This window comes from Alteromonas sp. AO-Serp (assembly GCF_017849675.1).
GTDB lineage: Bacteria > Pseudomonadota > Gammaproteobacteria > Enterobacterales > Alteromonadaceae > Alteromonas > Alteromonas macleodii.
The window spans coordinates 1-19,100 of the sequence record NZ_JAFLMX010000112.1 but is presented as its reverse complement, the minus strand read 5'-3'; the positions used below and the strand labels follow the sequence as shown (position 1 = coordinate 19,100).

Sequence of the window (19,100 nt, the reverse complement as noted above, 5' to 3'; positions counted from 1 at the left end):
GCCAAAAAGCCTATGGAATGCCCATTAAAGGTTTGCATTTTAGCGTCAGCATTTGCTACCTGACGCCTTTTAGAGTCAAAGCAATTGTTAAATTTTTGATGAAAAGAATTTGTCTTCTAGAACAAAAAAATTAGCTTTTTAATCTTAACACTTAGGCGCAATATCCAGCTCGTAAATGTTTATACTCAACTATTAAACGAGGTAATTATGAAAGGTTTACGCTTTATAGGTTTAGGCTTAGTAGGTTTAAGCGCAATGGCGTTCTCTGTAATTGCAGCTGCATCAGACGAAGCACCTGCAGAGCTGGTAGCGGAATTAACTCAGTTCTGTAAAGAAATCGCTGAAGAAGAAGGCACAAAAGGCAAGTCGGAAGACGTATTTGTATTAGAGTGCGTAAATGATGAGCTAGAAGCTGAAGGTTACCAGAAACTGAAATCTTTAAACTGATCTATTAAGGTGAGTTACTGATTCACTTTAACTGAATGAATGATAAAGCCACGCCAGAAATGGCGGGGCTTTTTTGTGCTCTGCATTTGAAGTGCCTTTTCGAGTTCCCTAGCATTGTATATAGCAATGCATGCAACGGTGGCTTTAGTTGAAAGCATCAGCGTTCAAAAAATGCATCAACCAAATCGGCGAGCGACTCCTCTAGCTCTTCTTCGAAAGCATCGATATCAATACCAAAGCTATCCATATATTTAGCCGCATTGTCACGGGAAAGAACGGCATTTTTTATCTGAAATTCAAGCTCGGGCAGTGTCTTGTCGTAGCGGGGCTTAATGGTCCATCGCAAACAATGACCATGGTTGTCTTTTAGCCTTTTTTTGGCAAATACACAAAACTCCTCAACGTAGTCAGCACCTTGCGGCCCAAGACATCCCGGTTCTATGCGGTACATTACCAGCAGCTTTTTATATAGCGGAAGTCGCGTTTCCATCACATCTTCAATTAGCTTAAAGAGTTGATTATCGGAAAGTTTGGAGGATTTTGCCAGCCAAGTAAGAGGAGAATGCGAGAAATTTCACACTCCCCCGTATCATTACTCTGCAAGCTCAGGATCTTTTATGAACAAGATGTCCATGATGATTGCAGGATCCCACTCGCGCATTTCTGCTTCGCATTTCAGTCGAATTTCGTCTAACTCACTTATCGTTGCAATCGAGAATGCGTCATCCACGATAATGTGGACTAACAGATAGACATCCCTACCCCGCTTACTAATTCGCACTTCCACATGTTCGTATGGGACGTCAGCCAACGTTTTTTTGAATTTTTTCTCGATTACCGCCGAGATAGCTTCAGGCGGCGCTTTGTTAATTACTTCATTAAGGCTTTCACGCAAAATCTTAAAAGGCACCGGCAACATTGCCGAACCAAGAATAATCAATAAAACAGGATCAACGTACGGCGACAGTGTTCTATATTCCGTCAACTCTAACGCGTAGGCCAAAATAAAAGCGAACAAGATAGATGCACTTAGCACGCCGTCTATCATCCAAGTGTGAGAATCCACTTTTACTAAGTCGGACAGTAAATGCTTACCTTTTGCTCGCATGTACAGAGAGATACTAAAACAGCCAACCGTTGCCACAACACCGTAGACCATACCAATACCATACTCAGCTGCGTGCCCACCTGCTAATAAACTCTGAACAGAGCTCGCGACGGCATACACACACGTGGCAATGATAATAAGCGACTTAAACATGTTTAGCGTAGGTTCAATTGCCGTGTAACCAAAATGAAACCGGTCATCGTCAGGACGTTGAACCAAATTGGCCACTTTAAGCGTTAGCATTGACATAACAAAAGCGATTAACGAGTACGCGGCATCAAATAAAATAGCGCCTGAGCTCGTTAAAATGGCAAAACCAAGCGCAATAATGACAAATGCGCCGGCAATATAAAAAGAAAGCGTTAATAGACGCTTTTCTTCAAGGTGATGGAAGCCAATGTCCATGAAAATCACTTCGAAATTAAGGTGCGCGGATTCTACTCCGATATTTTAAAAAAAATAGTGCTTTAAATAAAATATTGCTATTTTTTTAAGCAATTCAGTGATACATAGCGCCTATATTATTTCGACTCAACGCACTGCGTTTTTAGCACCTGTTTTAAACTATGAAAATCGTTACCCATCCTTCTATAAAAAGTTACTTTGATGCTGATGAAAGCCGGCAGGAAGTCGAGCAGGCATTCTCTCGAGGGCTTGCTTATGCGGGCCATTCCCTAATGGTGCCAGGGAAGTTTAGCTATCAAGTACTGCCTCACTTTAACGACCGTTATGTGTTATTTAATCAGGGTGAGAACTATGAACTTATATCCAATGTTTGCTTACATCGACAAGCTCAACTTCTTGAAGGGCAAGGCCGGGCACGCAGCATAGTTTGTAAACTCCACTGCTGGGGCTATGACAATACAGGTCAGCTTAAAGGTGCGCCCCACTTTAAGGATGCCCCTAGTGGTCAGTTGAAAAAGGAATCACTGTCAGTGTGGAACGGTCTTCTATTTCGAGGGCGATCTCCTAATATGGACTTATCTGCCCTTGGGCTTGAGGACTATCTCGACTTTACCGATTTCTTTTACGCCGGTTCTGAAACCACGGAATATCAATTTAACTGGAAGACATTCATCGAAATCTATCTAGAGAACTATCACGTGTACTCCATGCACCCTGGGCTTCGCCAGTTTGTTAAACCCGATGATTTAGAATGGTCGTTTGGCGATGATTTTTCAGTTCAAAAAGTTGGGCTAGGCGACCAGCTTACCAAGCGCACAACACCGCGTTACAGAGAGTTCCAAGACGCATTATTGGCACGATTTGGGCAAACACTTCCTCGCTTTGGCGCAATATGGTGCTTTTTGTACCCTAATATTATGATTGAGTGGTACCCAGATATTATTGTCGTCAGCACGATTTATCCCAAGGGTGCAGGCGCATGTGTAAACCACGTTGAATTTTATTATCCCGAAGCACTTTATAAAGATATGCCAGACTACTTTGCAGCGGAAAAAGCGGCCTATATGGAAACAGCGGTAGAAGATGAAGAAGCCTGCCTATTGTTAGAGAAAGGTCGACGTGCACTTTATTTATCAGGCGAAGAAGAACACGGTCCCATAGAACCGTTTTTAGAAGCAGGCGTGGCGCATTTTTACGATTGGCTTGCTAAACAGTAGCAGTCTTGGTGCTTTAAATAGTGTTATTTCACAAAAAAGGAGTTTTGATGAACAATTACAAAGGGTCTTGTTTGTGCGGTTCGGTAACTTTTAAAATTGAGGGTGATTTTGACAGTTTTTATCTGTGCCACTGCAAACATTGTCAAAAGGATACAGGTTCGGCCTTCGCAGCCAACCTGTTTTCAAGTTCGGCTATATTAACTTGGGCATCGGGTGTTGACGCTGTAGTCAACTTCACGCTCGAGAACACGCGTCATAGCAAAAGTTTCTGTAAAATTTGTGGTTCAGCCCTTCCGTGTACTCAACTCGGTGACATTCTAGCCGTACCCGCTGGGTGTCTGGATACGAAACTACTAATTAAACCTACTGCACATATCTTCGGCGTAAGCAAAGCTGCGTGGGAAGTAAGCTTAGAAACCATCACAAAATTCGAACGTTTACCGTAACAAACATTGAGTACTCATTCGAAACCTAATGGCTTTATACTAAACAAAATTCGCTGCTTGAATAACGGCAGCTCGATTGTTGCTCGCATTCACAACATTCTCCGCTTAACGTGTTCCGTTTTTGTCAAAAATAGCGAGTAACTTTTTCAGAAAATTCTATAGTTCTCACAATTCCGCCTGTTGTCACCCAACCATTCAAAAAACATAAACCAATGATCTAAAAACATTTTATTGAAATGGCATATGCTGTGAATAACTCCATGTGAATACTCTCCTCCGTTTTTAAGCAGTATGGAGGCCGAAAAACCAAGGAGTTAGATATGAAAAAATTAACAATTGCTACACTAATCAGCGCCGCACTTTCTACTGCCGCGTTTGCTGGCAATGGTATCGAAAAAATAGACACCACATTTGCCGATTTGGATAACGATGACAACGGCTATATTTCACGAGAAGAAGCTGACGACGATGAGATTTATGCGCACTTTTCCAAAATTGATACCAATTCAGACATGCAGCTTTCAATTAAAGAGTTCAATGCTCATGTAACGAAGCACCCTCAACATTTCGATGACGACGTGCTTGCAACGGTAAAATCGATGAAAGAGAGTATGGGTACAGAAGGTACAATGGAAACGGAAGTAAAAGTTGATACTGATGTCGATGAAGTGGTTGCCGCGACGAAAGACAAAAGGCTGACTCACGAACTAAGAGCTAAGACTGAGTTGAAGGCTAACGGAAACTTAGAAAAGACAAACGTTGACAAAGTCGCTGAAGATACTGTTGTTCACGATAATACGGTTATCGCAGATGAAGCGGTCATTGCGCGCAGTAAATTTGAGATGATGGACGCTAACAGCGACGGTAAGCTTACTAAAGCTGAAGCCTCGCGAAGTGGTGTAACACGTGATTTTGATAATATTGACGCAAATGACGATGAATTAATTACGCGTACGGAATTTAAGCGTTATCAGAGTAAGTCTGAAAGTAACTCAAGTGATAGTTCTGAAGAGTAATGACTAAGTTGTACTAGCTCAGATTAGATCTGAGCTAGATTCTTTAGCATCTAACTTTCGGGTGTTGACTTAATCACTTCCTCGATTTCACTGTTACCACTCAAGCGTGCGAGATCAATAAGATAACCTTTTTCTAGCTTATCCAAAGTGTGTCCTTCAAGTCGCGCTTTTACCTCTTCAACATCACCATTGGCAATAGAAGTTTTAAGCGCTGCATGATTATTTAACGATCGGTCTTCTGTTTTTTCAGCTGAATCATTCGCAGTCATAGTTCATCCTTAATTTTCACTTAGTAAAAAAAACATTAGTGCTTTTTACCTTTTGTAGTTAAAGATGACACTAAACGATCACACCGTCATGCCACCCATATCTCGAACTGCCAAGGCGTGAGTTTACACACTGAATCAGCTCCGAAGGTTTTCTTTTCGTCGCGCTCCCAGTGCGCATACTCACCTTCAAACAATGGTTCTTCAAACGTTACATCAAGCTGCTCATTTGAAAAATTAATCGCAACGAACACTTTTTCATTTTCATTACAACGTACAAAACTAAAAACCTTATCCATCTTAGAGTTTGGCACCTGTATCATTCTTGCCCCGTACTCTCCGTTCCCTAGCACGGTTTTGGACTTTTTAAGAGCAATTAGCTTACGGTACAAGTTGCCTATTTCATGTTCTTGCCAGTGTATAGGATCGTGCTCAAAGAACGCTAAACGCTTGGTTTCCCCAGCTTCTTGCCCGTTGTGAATGAGCGGCATACCTTCACCTACCACAGACAACGCAATGCAGGCTTCAAGCGCATCACCAAATTGTTCGCGCTGAGTGCCATCCCAGGCATTTTTATCGTGATTGCTAACAAAGGTCATTCTGTAAGCGGAGTGAGGCCAGCTGCGTTCGTTCCACGAATAATACTTGCGCAACCTATCCAGCGAACATTGTCCGTGTGCGAGTTCGTGTAGCGTCTCGTTCCAACTCCATGCGTATGTCATATTGAACGCATTTTCGTGAAGATCTCGATTCTCCCATTCAGCCAACATGAAGACTGGTCTGATTGCGCTTAGCGTTTGCACTGCTTGCTGCCAAAAATCGTTGGGGACATACCCCGCTACATCACAGCGAAACCCATCAATGTCGAACTTTTCAACCCAATAACACAACGCGTTAATCATGTATTTGCGAAGGCCAACGTGTTCATAATCAAACTCTATGATATCGCTCCAATCCCACCACGGAGATGGACGAAAATCTCCTTTGTAGTCTTTGGCGTACCACTCGGGGTGCTGTTCAACCAAAGGATTATCCCACGCACTGTGATTTGGCACCCAGTCTATGATGACTTTTAGCGAAAGCTTGTGCGCTTCATCCACCAGCGCTTTGAAATCCTCTTCGCTACCAAATTCAGGGTTAATGGCCAGATAGTCTTTTACTGCATAGGGGCTACCAAGCTCCCCTTTCCTGTTTTTTTCCCCAATAGGATGTACAGGCATTAGCCAAACAATATCCGCGCCGAGTGACTTAATGTGAGCTAACCCTTTTCTCACTCCTTCAAAGTCACCTTGCTCTGAAAACTGTCGAGTGTTGACCTGATAAATAACTGCGTGAGATGACCATTCTGGCTGAAGCACGTTATATCGTTTCTTTGGGACAGGATTGATATCCATATTATCTTTCCTTATCGAGATTAGCGTTTAGAAAAAGAATGTGGTTCTGCGTCGCGTTACTTTTAGGCTTTAAACTGAGGTGAGCTAAGCTGTTAACTGCCGCAAGCTCGTGGCTTAAAGAATAGGTAAACTTGTAACACCTAAAATTAGTACCCAAATACCGAAAAAAAGTTTTAGACGCTGAACCGAAAATGCTAAAACAACAAACTTTGCAATCGTTCCACCGACTATTGCACCTGCCCCAGCAAACAAAACAACCTGCCATACCACAGACTCGCTTATAAAAGCGTGATATGGCAATGCAGACCACACAGTAAAAGCCGACAAGATAACCGCGCTGGCAATAGACAAAGTTACATTAAACCCTCGAATTATGAGGTAAACAGCGACTAACTCTCCTACTCCTACCGAAAGCCACGCGGTGATAATGCCGCCTAAAAAACCAATGAAAGGTAAAAGCAAAAGATCTTTCGTATGTAAGTCTTTTTTGAAATGGGTACGCTTCATTAGCGGAATAGAAGCAAATATTGCGATTGCTAATAGAATAGAAAAACTACCAAAAGCGATGTGAAGGTTATTGGCCCCACCCCACAAATGCTCTAGAAGCCTTGTACTTTGAGAAGAATACTGAGCGAATCCTATGCCGCATATTGACGAGGGAACCGTTAACATCAGTACACTGGGTAATGCCTTCCAATACTGATCATACTTGTGTTGGTGTTTATAATACGCGGCCCAAGTTAGTGCCCCCGCGGTCATACCACAGCATTGGATGGCGAAACTCGTTGCCACAACGCTTTGCGCAGAAAATGACAGGTAGTTAAAAAACGGAACGAAAACCACGCCACCGCCAGCTCCAGTGGCATTCGCAAATATAGCACCAATAACGCCAAGAACGCTGAAAAGCCCGAACTCTTTAACAAGCTCAATAGGGGCTGGTTGCGCTAGCAAACTGCCGATCCATAAAAATAAAAGTACTATCAACGCTGTTTTACCAGCGTTTTGCTTGATGAGAGAAATCACATACGTCCTTAAGGCAGAAAATACGGCAAGTTACACGGCATGACTTTTTTAAGTACGCAGCCAACTAGCACCTGTACAATTTTCAAACTATTGTTATTCAACTACGTATAAGGTTTTACTTACACAGATATCATATACAGCATTTTAAAAAACATGGTTGAAGTATCTACATTTGAGCACCAGGTGCAACTGCATCTTTCGCCAAACCGCTCAGCAACATGGCAACAGACAAAGCACCTTATTGCAGCTTTTGCCCTTTTTATCAGCTCGATAGCTATTGCTTGGTCACTGGCCGGTGCGTGGGTCATATTACCTTTTGCAGGATTGGAGGTCGGGTTACTAACGCTGATTATGTATTTAGTTTCTAAAGCGACATACCGCTGGGAGACGCTCTTAATTTCATCAAACAGCATTCAAGTCACTAGCTCAACCGGTATAAGCATAGAATTCTTCCGCCCTGATACGTCCTTGTACTATAAAAAAGACTTGAGCTTAAAATGTGCGCCACAGCTTGTGCTACAAGCCCCTCTGCAGCAATTTGAAGTGGGATCATTTTTAAATTTAGAGGACAAAGAGCGTGTCCATAAATGTATGCAAAAGGCAGGGGTCGCAGTATGTTCGAATAAGTGGTGGTAATTCGTGTTGCTTTGAAATGCAACCAATGCGTAAGGCTCCTTATCGTGCATGACACAAAATTAATGATCATTGTGGCTATTTTCGACTATTTAGATATAAGACGCAGCGATAACGAGTTGCGACCTAATGAGGGTTACACTATGAACTTATACATCGAGTCACTAGAAGGCGGCAATTACCTCGCATCAACCGGTATGGGCGCCTCACGCACCTTGGTTCGCGACAACAAGTCACAACCTAAAACGTTTCACTGTTTGAACGAGATTAGGGAGCATTTTGACTCTCAAGCCTTTGAGAAAGTTTGGCTCCGTCAAAGCACACCGTATGAAGAAATGGTTGGTCAAACCGATCATCCCGGTGCGTTAGAGCTTGAAATTGAGTGGTAGCGACTTGCAGGTGTACTAGCAAGTAAGACCAATAGTTTTCAATGTTCAATGCACCACTTAGCACGTTTTTTGCGTACAACTAATGTGACGTAAATTAAAACGGTATTTTATTGAATTAGAAACAGTAAGAATGGTCTTCTTCTGTAGTTAATAAAATACCTACATGCTAAGGAGAATTGCATGAAAATAAGTAAGTTAGCTATAAAATCTGTGTTTGTGGCTGCCGTGTTAGCCTTGACGGCGTGCGCTTCGATGGGCGACGGAACTGTTGCTGAAAAGCGACAAGCTATTTTAGATATGCAAGATAACGCGCTTGCCCGTCTTTATTCTGAAAAGCCCGATACGCGCTCTCAGGTTAAAGACGCTGCCGGCTACGCCGTATTTACCAATGCTAACATCAACGTATTCTTTGTGGCGGCGGGCACAGGCTACGGTGTTGTAAACAATAATGTAACCGGCGCAAAAACCTATATGAATATGGCCGAAGGTGGCGTAGGCCTTGGCTTAGGCGCAAAAGATTACCGAATTGTTATGGTTTTCCACACACAAAAAGCGATGAATCACTTTATTGAAAATGGATGGACCGTAGGTGGTAACGCGGATGTAGCAGCGAAAGCTGGTAACAAAGGTGCATCTGCAGAAGGCGAAGGCTACTTGGGTAACGTCACAGTGTATACTATGACTGAAAGCGGCCTTACATTACAGGCCACTGTTAAAGGCACGAAATTTTGGGTAGATAAAGAACTAAACTAATTCTGCCCTAACTACTCCTAAACATATTAGCGATTAGCGCTCCAACACACGAAGGCCTCTTGAATGCAAGAGGCCTTTTTATTTTTTCTGCACAACTGCCAGCTACCGCTCTAAATCTTTAGGCTGTCTGAATCACAGTAATAAGCAGTGTCGTGTTCCCCATAGCATCTCTTACCACCGCCGTGTATACGAAAGTCTAAATTTAGGGGGAAACCCTCATAACTGAATTGAACACTCGTGACTACGCTTTACTTGTAAAAGGCTCGCTTAGCAGCACGCTAAGCCATAAACGAGGGTTTCATCATGCAACCACAAAACAACAAAGTGATAAGAGCAGTAGTAAGAACGATATTAACGAGCGCATTGTTCGCTTCGGCGACGGTAGGCTTTTCAACTAACGCGGCAATAATAGGCAGCAGTTATGGGAATGCAGTCCATGTCGATCTTTCCATTACAAGTAATATAGGAGGTATGGTCTCTGCAATCGCTAACTCAACTATCAACTTAGCTCATACCAGCGGTAGTGCTCCTGAAAATTATTCTCAGATTGACACTATCATTGGCGCAAGCGCAGATGCTTCGGGTACGTTGGGCAGCCCCATCGACGTTACAGAGTTTGATGGCGCGCTATCCACCGCCATTATTGAAGGTGAATCTCAATCGTCTTTAACGAGTTTTGTTCCGGCAAGCTTTTTTACGTCAGGCCGCGGAACCATAAACGACCTTAATCTTGACTTATTTTCAGACTTACTTGGAATAAGTGGCTTTTTAACGCTAAGTGCTGATGTACTTTCCACAGTCTCGCAAATTGACGGAAACGCCACGACCGGCTCAAACGTGAATCTATCTACAGCAGGTTCATCAGACATCGTGGATGTGGAAGTGAATCTTTGGGGAAATACCGTAACGGCTACTGCACTTGAAAATCAGTCTCTCTTTGCAGGTTTGAATATCGCTGACTTTGGCTTGGGAATATTTGTTAATGAAGTCGAAAAGTCGTGTTCCAACACCTCTTGCACAGAATCACGCAACGCGGTTAGAGTATCTTTCGATGATTTCTCACTAAATGCATTTTACGATGCGCTATTCCCTGCTGGCGGGCCGTTAACCGGGCCTGTGTTTAACTTGACCAACAACCCTATTGTCAACGGCGAGATCATTTTAGCTAGCTCGTTTGCTACAACCTCTTCTTCAACTGAGGTAAGTGCACCCTCTACGTTTGCAATTTTTATTTTCGCAGTAGGCTTATTGAGTGCAAGAAGATTTAATAAACACAAAATGCTACAGAAATAACGTTTGAAAATCTCAAGGCAGAAGGAGCAAGTCTACGGTTTCTCTCTTTCTTGCCTTGAGAATCATATCGCTCACATTTTACTGAGCACGGTTTTCCTCAATCTGCATCCACTGTGCTCTTGTACAATTCTCGAGAAGCTCAAATGCTTCAACAACCACATCTTCTCCTTGTATAAATGGATGTGCCTGATTATCTTTCCTATCCGTTAACGCCTTAAGCTTATCTCTTGTTCCGTCTCTTCCAGGGTGATTTGACAAAAATACATCAATATTTTGTTCTTTCACCAACGCTTTCATTGTATTGGCCGAGTTTGTATAAGACTTTATTCTTGCGACATCCGGACCATAATTGAGCCCTGTGCCGCCCCATAATACAGCGCGATGCCGCTCATCTCCATCGATCACAGGGAGAACGATAGTAAGCGTACCCGGTGTGTGTCCTGGCGTTACATAAAACGCTAACTCAGTGCCATTCACGTTGAGTACATCCCCATCTTCAATCAGTAAATCTTTTTCAGGTTTTGCTCCCCAGCGATAGCTTGCAAACGCGTCGTTTTCTAACACGTGCCACTCAATTTCACTCATCACAATACGTGGACTATAAACTGATTTAATCAGCCCAAAACCACCGTAATGATCGCCGTGTCCATGAGATATGATTAGATGGGAAATCGGCTTATCTCCCAACCCGAGTGCCGAAAGTCCGTTAAGGATATAATGTTGAGCTTGTTGGTTATTATTTAGCGCGTCTACTAAAACTATACTTTCGCCCGTATCAATTGCCCAACTTGCTACGTTGCCAGCGCCGACATAATAAAGGTTATCGAAGACCTGTTGAGGTGGAATGTGACGACGGACTTTAGCATTTCCTTTTACTTCGCTAACACCATTACTGCGCTTGGATCTCTCGCGCCGATTTTCGCTAATAACGAACATATTCCGCGGCTCTTGACTAATATCGCAAAGACTCGCCAATCCAGGAAAATGCTTAGCACTTTTCAATCCTTTATCCGCGTAATATTGCGCAGTGTATACATCGGCTGAGTAAGTATTATTGGACATCCAAACCGCCAGAAGCATTATTGCAAGCTGCCATACAGACTTTTTTATATTAACCATAACGCTTTCCATTCTAGGTATATAAAACCACGTTGTTTTACGATGTTGATTTTTTCACTGTTTGGGACAACTGTATTCAGTTTGCATTAAACCATAAACAATATTTTGCATAAGCACTTTTAATTGGGCATATTTTAAACACAACTGACGAAGGGATTTCTTATGATAATCGTGGTGTTTAATCAAAAAGGCGGCGTAGGCAAATCGACCATTAGCACCAATTTAGCTGCGCAAAGCGCTAAGCTGGGTCATAAGACCTTATTGGTAGACTTAGACGCTCAGGGAAATAGTACTCACTACGTGGGATTTAACGCCAGAGAACAAAGCCTTACCGTGGCCGATATGTTCAAACAAGTAGTTGGCATTTTCAGAACAGCCAAGAAGCCTAACGCGTTCGTGCATGCAACGCCTTATGAAAACCTCTTCGTTATGCCTTCTTCTCCTGCGTTGGCAGAAGTCGAGCGAGAGCTCGAGTCACGATACAAAATTTTTAAACTTAAAGACGCGTTAAAGGAGTTAAAAGACGAATTCGACAACATTTTTATCGACACGCCTCCTAATTTTAATTTTTATTCTAAAGCGGCACTTATTGCTGCTGATGGCTTTTGCGTCCCCTTTGATTGCGACGACTTCTCGGCACAGGCGATTGAGCGTTTACTTGAAAATGCAATGGAACTAAAAGAAGACCACAACCCTGAACTGCGTTTGTTGGGTATTGTTGTTAATCAATTCAATAGCCAAGCAAAGCTTCCAAGAGAGTTAATTGAGACACTTAAGCAGCAAGATTTGCCAGTGTTAGAAAGTTATATAAGTGCCACGGTAAAAGTGAAAGAGTCTCACTCTAAGCGAATGCCGCTGCCTTTCTACTTACCTAAGCACAAAGTGACGAATCAAATTGCGGCTTTATTTGAAGAACTCAATGCGAGCAAAACCTAACGCTAACAAGTTTCGCTAAACATCAATATCAATATGCTTAAGCCCACCCTCGCTGTTACCTCGCTCTTTATCTTTCGAGTTTTCAGCTGATTTTTCGATAATCTCAGTTCGCTTCACGTCTTGAAACTGATCGCGCTCTTCTTCACTGAAATGCTCGGACTTTTTGGTCTTTTGCACTTTCTTCACGCGGTCGTCCGTCTCAATCGGCACTTTTGTGTTGCGAGGCAAAATGGGAAACAGTAGATCGTTGCTCATACGCCCTCCAGAAGTTTGCATTTGTCTCTATAACTTATCGGCAACGAGTTGCCTAAAATTACGGTTCAAAACTAATTCATAACGAATTGTTTTATTATATACACATTAAATTAGAGTTAATGTGCCAAAAGAGTTCACTTTAGCCTTGCAAATCCTAATTCAAAACGCTAATGTTTCAGCCGTTCGAAATTAGGAATTAAAATTTTCAAAATGATTAACTGCGCGACGAAACATCACCATCACCACAAAGCATAACCTTTCAGGTTCGTGCTGGAAGGTCTATGTATCCTTCCAGTGGCGCAGATAAAACAAATTCTCGACCCTCGGAAGGAAACTTCCGGGGGTTTTTCGTTTTAGGCGCAATCAAAAGTTAAAACACAACGTGTAAGGAACGTTTCAATGAGTAACAGCAAAAGACTTCGAATTGCCGTACAGAAATCAGGTCGATTGAGCGATGACAGCATTGCCCTACTGAAAGCTATAGGCATTAAACTCAATATTCGTGATCGCCTGCTGATTGCGCATTCTACGAACCAGCCTATTGATTTGCTTCGCGTGCGTGACGACGATATTCCAGGTCTTGTTATGGATGGTGTAGTAGACCTAGGTTTTATTGGCGAAAATGAGCTAGAAGAGAAAATGCTAGAGCGTAAAGCTGCGGGCAAGCCATTCGAATATGAAGTATTGCGTCGTCTAGACTACGGCGGCTGCCGCCTGTCTATTGCGGTACCTAATGAGATGGATTATCAAGGAATCCAGTCGCTAGAAGGCAAAAAAGTAGCAACAACTTACCCCTACCTACTTGAGCGCTACTTCAAAGAACAGGGCATAAATGCAAAGGCTGTAATGCTACAAGGTTCTGTGGAAGTGGCTCCACGAGCAGGTGTAGCTGACGCTATCTGTGACCTTGTATCTACCGGTGCAACCCTTGAAGCTAACGGTCTTGTTGAAAAAGACGTTATTTTCCGCAGTAAAGCGGTACTTATTAAGCGCGCTGATGGCGAGCTTAGCGACGAGAAAGAAACACTGGTTAACCGACTAATGCCACGTGTTGATGGCGTATTATTAGCAAAAGAAAGCAAGTACATCATGCTACACGCACCAAAAGCGTATTTAGAGCAAGTGAAAAGCCTACTTCCAGGTGCTGAAAATCCTACGGTTCTACCACTTGCTGGAAATGAAGAACAAGTTGCTATCCACGTTGTTTCTACAGAGACCTTGTTCTGGGAAACCATGGAGAAACTTAAAGCCCTTGGTTGTAGCTCTATTCTTGTAATGCCAATCGAAAAAATGATGGGCTAAAAGGCAGGCAATTATGATTACTTGGTCATCTCTTTCGGTAAATGAGAAAAAACAGGCGCTAGCCCGCCCGGCTATGGCCAATAGCCAACAGTTAAAGCAGACCGTGGGCGACATTATCGCCCGCGTTGAAAAAGAAGGCGATGAGGCAGTACTTGATTACACACGTAAATTTGACTGCCCAGACTTAACTAGCCTTGTACTTTCACAAGAAAACATTGATGCTCTTGCTGCGAAGGTAACGCCAGAGGTAGCAAGTGCTATCGATACTGCGTTCAACAACATAAAAATGTTTCACGAAGCGCAAATGCCTAGTGATATCGCGCTAACCACAACGCCTGGTGTTAAATGCGAGCTGCGCTTCACCGCCCTTGATGCAGTGGGTCTTTATATTCCAGGCGGCAGCGCTCCACTTCCATCAACCGTATTGATGCTAGGCGTACCTGCATTGGTGGCGGGCTGCGAAAATAAGCTACTTTGTACTCCACCAAACAAAGAACAGCTTATCGCGCCTGAAATTGCGTATGCGGCCAGAAAATGCGGCATCGACAAGATCTTCTTGTGTGGTGGTGCCCAAGCAATCGCCGCTATGGCCTTGGGAACAGACAGCGTTCCTCAAGTAGATAAGATTTTTGGCCCGGGTAACAGCTTTGTGACTGAAGCTAAACAGCAAGTAAGCCAACGTGCTGATGGTGCAGCTATTGATATGCCGGCCGGCCCATCAGAAGTGTTGGTACTTGCTGATGAGTTCGCAAATCCTGAGTTTGTAGCGGCCGACCTGCTTTCCCAAGCCGAGCACGGTCCAGACTCGCAGGCTATTTTGGTGTCTAACAGCGCTACACTTATTGAAGAAGCAAAAGCCGCGGTTGAACGTCAATTAGCAACCCTATCTCGCGCTGAGATTGCCCGCCCTGCTATGGAAAATGCGCGTTATATTTTGGCTGATTCCATTGAGCAAGCCATTGAAGCAAGTAACGCCTACGCTGCTGAGCACTTAATTGTACAAATAGAGAATGCCCGTGATTATTTGCCAAAAATTAAATACGCAGGCTCTATATTCCTAGGCCCGTGGTCACCAGAATCTGCAGGTGATTACGCGTCGGGCACTAACCACGTACTGCCAACCTATGGCTATGCTAAGAATTACTCTAGCCTTGGATTATTAGACTTTATGCGTCGCTACACTATTCAAGAACTAAGCGCAGACGGCATGCGTAATTTAGGCCCTGCGATTATGGCACTTGCAGCTGCCGAGGGCTTGGATGCACACGAACAGGCCGTTGCACTTCGCATGCAGGCACTTAAGCAAGGAGACGCCTAATGTCGGCACTTATCGATAACCTAATTAACGAAAATTTAGTGCCGCTAAAGCCGTATGAATCGGCTCGTCGCTTGTTTTCAGGTGGTCAAGACTGGCTTAATGCCAACGAGTCACCTTATGCCAACGAATACAGCGTAGATAGCAGCAACTTTAACCGCTATCCGTCATGTCAGCCCGAAGCGGTAGTCAGTGGTTACGCAAACTACGCCGGGCTAGACAAATCGCAGCTTATTGTTACCCGCGGCGCAGATGAAGGCATTGAACTGCTTATTCGCACCTTCTGCACGCCGGGTAAAGACAGCATTCTGATATGCCCGCCTACCTACGGTATGTATGCAATCAGTGCTGAAACCTGTGATGTGGGCATTAAGAAAGTGCCGCTTAACGACGACTTTAGCCTTAACGTGAATGCTGTATGCGCTGAAGATGACGTTAACGTGATTTTCATCTGTGCGCCCAACAATCCAACCGGTACGCCAGTTGCTCGTGAAGACATTAAAACCGTGCTCAATCACTTTGCCGATAAAGCACTGGTTGTTGTAGATGAAGCGTATATTGAGTTCGATGCCGACAATACGTGGGCAAATGAAATAAACAACTATCCAAACTTGGTGGTACTTCGTACGCTGTCTAAAGCGTTTGCTCTTGCCGGTCTTCGCTGTGGTTTTACACTTGCTCAGGCACCCGTCATCCAAGCACTACTTAAAGTGATAGCGCCCTATCCCATTCCAGAGCCAGTAGCGCAGATTGCTGCACAAGCATTGTCGGCTGAATCGCTAACGTTACTTGAGCTTCAGGTGGCTACTATTAACCGGGAAAAAGAGGCCCTAGCCGAAGCGCTGGAATCTATCGAAGGCTTTGAATTAGTGGGTGATAGACGAGCAAACTTTATCTTATTCCGCTACGCAAAAGCGCAAGCCCTAATGCAGTACTTGGTAAGCCAAGGCATGCTTATTCGCGATCAATCAAAACAGCTTAACTTACAAAACTGTTTACGCGTAAGCATAGGCACTGAAGAGCAAAACCAGCGTTTGATGCAGCTAATTAACGAATTTAAAAATAATGAGGACGCGGCATGAGTCAGCAAGCCATTTTATTTATTGACCGCGACGGTACACTCGTAGAAGAGCCGCCAGTAGATAAGCAATTAGATAGTTTAGAGAAGCTTGTTTTCGAGCCAAACGTTATTCCTGTGCTACTTAAACTAAAGGCAGCTGGGTTTAAACTCGTGATGGTAAGTAACCAAGACGGCTTGGGTACAGACAGTTTCCCGCAAGAAGACTTCGACAAGCCACACAATGCCATGATGGCCATTTTCGAAAGCCAGGGTGTAGTGTTTGACGACGTGCTTATTTGCCCGCACTTCGATGCTGATAACTGCACATGCCGCAAACCAAAGCTTGGCTTAGTAAAAGAATACCTACAGAAAGGCAAAGTGGACTTCACTCGTTCGTTTGTTATTGGTGACAGAATTACCGATGTACAGCTTGCTGAAAACATGGGTATTCGCAGCTTTCAGTACAACCGTGAAAGCTTAAACTGGAACGATATTCAGAAAAGCTTGTTAGCGTCTTCACGTATTGCAGAGGTGGTACGTACCACCTCTGAAACCGACATTCGCGTGCGTGTAGATCTTGATTCGCAGGCTAAGTCGACAATTCAAACCGGCATGGGCTTTTTTGACCACATGCTTGACCAAATTGCGACCCACGGTGGCTTCGAGCTAAACCTGACTACCGATGGCGACTTGCATATTGACGATCACCACAGTGTAGAAGACACTGCGCTTGCCCTTGGTGAAGCGCTTAAAAAGGCACTAGGCGACAAACGCGGTATTGGTCGCTTTGGTTTCGCGTTGCCAATGGATGAATGTCGTGCGGAATGTATTATGGACATATCAAACCGTCCACACCTTAAGTTTGACGCTGAATTTAGCCGCGACCAGGTAGGTGAAATGGCCACCGAAATGGTACCGCACTTCTTCTATTCGCTTGCACAAAGCATGGGGCTATCGTTACACCTTTCCACCAGCGAAGGTAATGCTCACCACCAAGTAGAAAGCCTGTTTAAAGTATTTGGCCGTGCGCTACGTCAAGCCATTACGCGCCAAGGTGATGCACTACCAAGTAGTAAAGGAGCCCTGTAATGTCAGTGGTAAACCCCAGCCAGCGACAAAAAATAGTCATAGTAAATACCGGCTGCGCGAACATTTCATCAGTACGCTTTGCCCTTGAGCGCTTAGGCGTTGAAGTGGACGTATCTGACGATGTAAACGTGATAAAAAACGCTGATAAAGTGTTTTTACCCGGCGTAGGAACAGCGGCAGCAGCGATGGCAAGCATTAAGCAAAAAGCGCTAGTGGAAACCCTGCAGTCGCTTACCCAACCTGTGCTAGGCGTATGTTTAGGCATGCAACTTATGGTTGAAACCAGCGCTGAAGGTGGTTTTCAAGGTACAGGCAACATCGACTGTTTGAACCTAATGCCAGGTCATGTGGCTCGCATGGGATCAAAAGGCGTGCGCTTACCTCATATGGGTTGGAACACAGTCTCTCATAAAGAAGAAAGTTTATTTAAGGGCATCCCACAAGATACCTACTTTTACTTTGTGCACAGTTTTGCCGTTCCTGAATACGAGCACACGCTTGCAAGCTGCACTTATGGTAATACGTTTTCAGCAGCGATAAATAAAGACAACTTTTACGGGGTGCAATTTCACCCAGAACGTTCTGGCGAGGCCGGAGCACAATTACTGACTAACTTTGTGAACCTATAATGATTATTCCAGCGATTGATCTTATTGACGGACGCGTAGTACGCCTTTATCAAGGCGACTACGAGCAGAAAACCCAATACGAACTGGACCCAGTAGACGTGGTTCACGACTATGCCGACCAAGGTGCAACCTGGCTGCACATTGTTGACCTAACAGGCGCTAAAGACACCAGTAAACGTCAGCTTTCACTAATTAAATCTATGGTGGACACCAAGCGCATGCAGTTTCAAGCAGGCGGCGGTATCCGTAGTGAAGAAGAAGTGGCGCAATTACTAGAAACGGGCGTAAGCCGCGTAGTGATTGGTTCTTTGGCGGTAAAACAGCCCGAGCTTGTGAAGTCTTGGGTAGAAAAATACGGCCCAGAGCACATTGTATTGGCCCTTGATATCAATATTAGCGACAGCGGTGAAAAGCTTATTGCTACCCACGGTTGGCAAGAGAATTCTGGCGTAGCCCTTGAAGGCTTGCTTGAAGACTTCGCTACAGTAGGCGCAAAGCATGTGCTGTGTACCGACATTAGCCGCGACGGCACGCTACAAGGTGCGAACACTGAGCTGTATCAAGAAATGGCAGCCCGTTTCCCACACGTTAGCTGGCAAGCGTCTGGCGGTATTGGCAGCATCGCTGATATCGAAGCGCTAAAACCCACAAACGTTGGCGGCGTTATTCTTGGGCGCGCACTACTTGAAGGTAAGTTTACGGTGAAGGAGGCTATTGCATGCTGGCAAAGCGCATAATTCCCTGTTTGGATGTACGCGACGGCAAAGTCGTTAAAGGCGTTCAGTTTAGAAATCATGAAATTATTGGTGATATTGTGCCTCTTGCCGAGCAATACGCAAAAGCGGGGGCCGACGAGTTGGTATTTTACGATATCACAGCAAGTTCTGATGCCCGCGTGGTAGACAAAAGCTGGGTAAGCCGTATAGCACAGGTTATTGATATCCCGTTTTGCGTAGCGGGCGGCATTAAGAGCATTGAAGACGCCGGGCGCATTTTGGAAATGGG

At 44.2% G+C, this 19,100-nt stretch carries 23 protein-coding genes and 1 other annotated feature; of the genes, 16 read left to right on the top strand and 7 right to left on the bottom strand.

Translation table 11 applies throughout. From position 1 onward, the window contains the following. The first annotated feature begins 207 nt into the window (after positions 1-207). Positions 208-447, top strand: a complete 240-nt coding sequence (locus QVA83_RS08525) for a hypothetical protein (protein WP_014976932.1) — start codon at positions 208-210, stop codon at positions 445-447. 157 nt (positions 448-604) lie between these two features. On the opposite strand, the gene QVA83_RS08520 is transcribed toward QVA83_RS08525, so the two are convergent. Then, positions 605-937, bottom strand: coding sequence for a hypothetical protein (locus QVA83_RS08520; protein ID WP_014950012.1), 333 nt, complete (start codon positions 935-937; stop codon positions 605-607). 102 nt (positions 938-1,039) lie between these two features. After that, positions 1,040-1,960, bottom strand: coding sequence for a cation diffusion facilitator family transporter (locus QVA83_RS08515; protein ID WP_069944581.1), 921 nt, complete (start codon positions 1,958-1,960; stop codon positions 1,040-1,042). Between the two features lie 161 nt (positions 1,961-2,121). On the opposite strand from QVA83_RS08515, the gene QVA83_RS08510 reads away from it, so the two are divergent. From QVA83_RS08510 to QVA83_RS08500, 3 genes are all read left to right on the top strand, one after another. Continuing rightward, positions 2,122-3,177 (top strand): aromatic ring-hydroxylating oxygenase subunit alpha, encoded by a 1,056-nt coding sequence (locus QVA83_RS08510; RefSeq protein ID WP_069944582.1) that lies wholly within the window; start codon positions 2,122-2,124, stop codon positions 3,175-3,177. Positions 3,178-3,224: 47 nt separating this feature from the next. Further along, a complete protein-coding gene (locus QVA83_RS08505) occupies positions 3,225-3,623 on the top strand; it encodes a GFA family protein (RefSeq protein ID WP_069944583.1) in 399 nt (132 codons plus the stop codon). Positions 3,624-3,943: 320 nt separating this feature from the next. After that, entirely contained in the window at positions 3,944-4,639 is a 696-nt protein-coding gene (locus QVA83_RS08500; RefSeq protein WP_061486111.1) for an EF-hand domain-containing protein, read from the top strand. A gap of 50 nt (positions 4,640-4,689) precedes the next feature. Here the strand turns inward: QVA83_RS08500 and QVA83_RS08495 are convergent, their stop codons facing one another. From QVA83_RS08495 to QVA83_RS08485, 3 genes are all read right to left on the bottom strand, one after another. Continuing rightward, complete coding sequence (locus QVA83_RS08495; RefSeq protein WP_014976939.1) at positions 4,690-4,908, bottom strand: hypothetical protein; 219 nt, start codon at positions 4,906-4,908, stop codon at positions 4,690-4,692. An 86-nt stretch (positions 4,909-4,994) separates the two neighbouring features. Next, positions 4,995-6,299, bottom strand: coding sequence for an alpha-amylase family glycosyl hydrolase (locus QVA83_RS08490; RefSeq protein WP_287498353.1), 1,305 nt, complete (start codon positions 6,297-6,299; stop codon positions 4,995-4,997). A 114-nt stretch (positions 6,300-6,413) separates the two neighbouring features. After that, positions 6,414-7,322, bottom strand: coding sequence for a sulfite exporter TauE/SafE family protein (locus QVA83_RS08485; RefSeq protein ID WP_014976941.1), 909 nt, complete (start codon positions 7,320-7,322; stop codon positions 6,414-6,416). Positions 7,323-7,475: 153 nt separating this feature from the next. On the opposite strand from QVA83_RS08485, the gene QVA83_RS08480 reads away from it, so the two are divergent. The 4 genes from QVA83_RS08480 to QVA83_RS08465 all read left to right on the top strand — a co-directional run bounded on the left by QVA83_RS08480 (position 7,476) and on the right by QVA83_RS08465 (position 10,390). Next, on the top strand, positions 7,476-7,958 hold the full coding sequence (locus QVA83_RS08480) for a DUF2244 domain-containing protein (RefSeq protein ID WP_014976942.1): 483 nt from the start codon (positions 7,476-7,478) through the stop codon (positions 7,956-7,958). Between the two features lie 62 nt (positions 7,959-8,020). Continuing rightward, a complete protein-coding gene (locus QVA83_RS08475; RefSeq protein WP_342351285.1) occupies positions 8,021-8,344 on the top strand; it encodes a DUF6482 family protein in 324 nt (107 codons plus the stop codon). 180 nt (positions 8,345-8,524) lie between these two features. Continuing rightward, positions 8,525-9,097 carry a lipid-binding SYLF domain-containing protein gene (locus tag QVA83_RS08470; RefSeq protein WP_014950022.1) on the top strand — a complete coding sequence of 191 codons (573 nt, stop codon included), beginning with the start codon at positions 8,525-8,527 and terminating at the stop codon, positions 9,095-9,097. 303 nt (positions 9,098-9,400) lie between these two features. Continuing rightward, complete coding sequence (locus tag QVA83_RS08465) at positions 9,401-10,390, top strand: hypothetical protein (RefSeq protein WP_232375939.1); 990 nt, start codon at positions 9,401-9,403, stop codon at positions 10,388-10,390. Between the two features lie 78 nt (positions 10,391-10,468). On the opposite strand, the gene QVA83_RS08460 is transcribed toward QVA83_RS08465, so the two are convergent. After that, positions 10,469-11,509 carry an MBL fold metallo-hydrolase gene (locus tag QVA83_RS08460; protein WP_061486987.1) on the bottom strand — a complete coding sequence of 347 codons (1,041 nt, stop codon included), beginning with the start codon at positions 11,507-11,509 and terminating at the stop codon, positions 10,469-10,471. 162 nt (positions 11,510-11,671) lie between these two features. On the opposite strand from QVA83_RS08460, the gene QVA83_RS08455 reads away from it, so the two are divergent. Then, entirely contained in the window at positions 11,672-12,445 is a 774-nt protein-coding gene (locus QVA83_RS08455) for a ParA family protein (RefSeq protein WP_061486114.1), read from the top strand. Between the two features lie 15 nt (positions 12,446-12,460). Here the strand turns inward: QVA83_RS08455 and QVA83_RS08450 are convergent, their stop codons facing one another. Further along, a complete protein-coding gene (locus tag QVA83_RS08450; protein ID WP_014950026.1) occupies positions 12,461-12,700 on the bottom strand; it encodes a hypothetical protein in 240 nt (79 codons plus the stop codon). A 230-nt stretch (positions 12,701-12,930) separates the two neighbouring features. Next, positions 12,931-13,049 (top strand) — a sequence feature (His leader region). A gap of 50 nt (positions 13,050-13,099) precedes the next feature. On the opposite strand from QVA83_RS08450, the gene hisG reads away from it, so the two are divergent. The 7 genes from hisG to QVA83_RS08415 form a co-directional block, all read left to right on the top strand. Then, positions 13,100-14,002, top strand: a complete 903-nt coding sequence (gene hisG / locus QVA83_RS08445) for an ATP phosphoribosyltransferase (RefSeq protein ID WP_014950027.1) — start codon at positions 13,100-13,102, stop codon at positions 14,000-14,002. Positions 14,003-14,015: 13 nt separating this feature from the next. Then, the gene (hisD, locus tag QVA83_RS08440; RefSeq protein ID WP_014950028.1) at positions 14,016-15,320 is read left to right on the top strand and encodes a histidinol dehydrogenase; all 1,305 of its coding nucleotides are present in this window, start codon (positions 14,016-14,018) and stop codon (positions 15,318-15,320) included. Further along, on the top strand, positions 15,320-16,399 hold the full coding sequence (gene hisC, locus QVA83_RS08435) for a histidinol-phosphate transaminase (RefSeq protein ID WP_061486115.1): 1,080 nt from the start codon (positions 15,320-15,322) through the stop codon (positions 16,397-16,399). The genes hisD and hisC overlap by 1 nt, the downstream gene beginning before the upstream one ends. After that, entirely contained in the window at positions 16,396-17,466 is a 1,071-nt protein-coding gene (gene hisB, locus QVA83_RS08430; RefSeq protein ID WP_156086618.1) for a bifunctional histidinol-phosphatase/imidazoleglycerol-phosphate dehydratase HisB, read from the top strand. Before hisC ends, hisB begins: the two co-directional genes overlap by 4 nt. Then, positions 17,466-18,095, top strand: a complete 630-nt coding sequence (gene hisH, locus QVA83_RS08425) for an imidazole glycerol phosphate synthase subunit HisH (protein ID WP_061486117.1) — start codon at positions 17,466-17,468, stop codon at positions 18,093-18,095. Before hisB ends, hisH begins: the two co-directional genes overlap by 1 nt. Continuing rightward, the gene (hisA, locus tag QVA83_RS08420) at positions 18,095-18,832 is read left to right on the top strand and encodes a 1-(5-phosphoribosyl)-5-[(5-phosphoribosylamino)methylideneamino]imidazole-4-carboxamide isomerase (protein WP_039222817.1); all 738 of its coding nucleotides are present in this window, start codon (positions 18,095-18,097) and stop codon (positions 18,830-18,832) included. Before hisH ends, hisA begins: the two co-directional genes overlap by 1 nt. Next, the coding region (locus QVA83_RS08415) for a HisA/HisF-related TIM barrel protein (RefSeq protein ID WP_287498352.1) at positions 18,814-19,100 on the top strand (287 nt) is incomplete at its 3' end. The genes hisA and QVA83_RS08415, both read left to right, overlap by 19 nt.